The following is an 834-nucleotide window of genomic DNA, read 5'->3' on the forward strand; positions in this document are numbered from 1 at the left end:
GATAACCTCCCGGCCATACTTTGCCACCACGTGGAACAAGTCATACACCACTTCCGCCTGCGGGCAGTGATGCCTGACTTCCAGGTCTAACGCCGTATTCATATCCATGGCGACAGACTGGATAGCGGCACAGCCTTCAGGCCCCAGCCACGCGAAGAAGGGGCGCAGGGCCGCTCTGCTACGACCCTCTCCCACCCACAACACCTGTTGCGTATCCGCATCCATCACCACGGTGGCGTAACGATGTCCTTTGAACAGAGCGAACTCATCCATCACCAGGCGGCGAAGGGTATGGCGCTGCGGCTCTGTTTGTTCCCGCAGCAGACGCCGGTAGTCGATATTCTTGACCGTATGCCAGTGCAGGCCGGTGAGTTGTGCAACGTGCTTAATCGGCAGTAAACGGGCCAGTGACTCAACCCATACGGATAGCGTCGTGGTATATCTCTGGCGTTCAGGCAACCAGCTGATTTTTTCGGTGGTGATACCGCAGCGGGGGCAGCACAAACGACGGACGGGGACGTTGAGACAGACGCTCCAGCCGAGCAACTGGCGCTCACGCACTCGACGAAAGGAGACATCATGCACAACAAAAACCTGTCGTTCACAGCGACGACAACAGGGAGGGATGGCAGAGTCAGGCTGGAGCTGGATAAGCAGGGTGTTGGCAGAGGGATGCGAGAAGGAATTAACGACAAAGCCTTCCCAGAACAGGGAGCAAAGGTTAGCATTCATAGTGACGGCAGTTTTGAAGGTTTAGGGTGTGTTTTGGCGAATACAAACCTAAACGTTCTGACTGCCGTTTTCTATTGGTTCACGCTAAGACGCGATGAACCT

The 834-nt window shown here is 55.6% G+C and carries 2 protein-coding genes; one reads left to right on the forward strand and one right to left on the reverse strand.

What is annotated here, in order from left to right; all coding sequences use genetic code 11:
- The coding region (locus M6G53_RS24920; protein ID WP_253335229.1) for a transposase at positions 1-585 on the reverse strand (585 nt) is incomplete at its 3' end.
- Here M6G53_RS24920 and M6G53_RS24925 point away from each other — a divergent pair.
- Positions 580-834 (forward strand): hypothetical protein (locus M6G53_RS24925; RefSeq protein WP_253335231.1); only part of this gene is annotated, 255 nt, incomplete at its 3' end. The two genes, M6G53_RS24920 and M6G53_RS24925, sit on opposite strands and share 6 nt — an antisense overlap.

Source organism: Serratia nevei, from assembly GCF_024160145.1.
GTDB classification, from domain to species: Bacteria; Pseudomonadota; Gammaproteobacteria; order Enterobacterales; family Enterobacteriaceae; genus Serratia; species Serratia nevei_A.